The 1,025-nt window shown below is 44.3% G+C and carries 1 protein-coding gene; it reads left to right on the top strand.

Annotated elements, in window-relative coordinates:
* Positions 1–456: 456 nt before the first annotated feature.
* Positions 457–1,025 (top strand): 4-hydroxybenzoate octaprenyltransferase (locus ACS8FC_RS15060; protein WP_439297366.1); only part of this gene is annotated, 569 nt, incomplete at its 3' end.

Here is a 1,025-nt window from a genome sequence, read left to right as displayed (position 1 = left end):
GCAGGGTTTGGGGCTGGCTATCGCAGAATTACGGACAAGCAGCAATTGCTGGAGGCGCTAAAGACAGACACAACAGGCAAGCAGCCGATCATTTATGAGATTGATGAAGCAGATGAGTTTCTCAAAGAGATGGGTGAGACGGTTACCTATTTTAGTTAACGGTACTCATAAAAAATGCTTAAAGGACTAGAACGCGGGTCGCTCAGGGAAATACGTCTATTAGAGCAAACCTTGCTATTAGGGCGTGTCCCTAATTCAAACGTTTATCACTAAATGGGCTAAAAATGGCTAAATCTTTACCAAACGGCGTCAAATAGTTGGTCAATATCTCGATATTGTCTGCACTATTTTCCTTGTTTGTCTGCGATTTATCTCATTTTTATCACTATTTTTAAAATAGCGACACACCCTAGCAAAAAAGCATATAAAACTCTTTATTGACGATAATAAGAAGCCATGACATTTAAAGACAAACTACAAGCCTATATCCAGCTCACACGTTTTGATAAACCAGTGGGTATTGAGTTGTTGCTGTGGCCGACATTATGGGGGGTACTACTCGCTGCAATGGGTCAAGCGCAGCAGCAAGGAGTTACAGCAGGTCTGCCAACGCTCAAGATATTTGCGATATTTGCGCTCGGTGCGATATTTATGCGCGCCGCTGGTTGTGCGATTAATGATTTTGCTGATCGTAAAGTAGATGGTCATGTGACTCGCACTAAAGGCCGCCCATTAGCAGATGGACGCTTATCTGGCAAAGAAGCCGTCGCTGCATTCTTAGTACTGGTGCTGTTAAGTGCTAGTCTGCTATTTTTCTTGCCCATAGCTGTGTTCTATTGGTCGCTTGGTGCTGTTGTATTGGCGTTTATTTATCCATTTATGAAGCGCTATACCCATCTGCCGCAAGTATTTTTAGCAGCTGCTTTTGGGTGGGCCATCCCGATGTCTTATGTGGCGGTGCAGGGCGCTCCCGATATTTGGTGCTGGCTATTATTCTTTGCTTATATGTGCTGGACGGTGGCCTA

This window comes from Psychrobacter sp. 1Y4, assembly GCF_051847555.1.
This window is presented reverse-complemented; position numbering and strand designations above follow the sequence as displayed.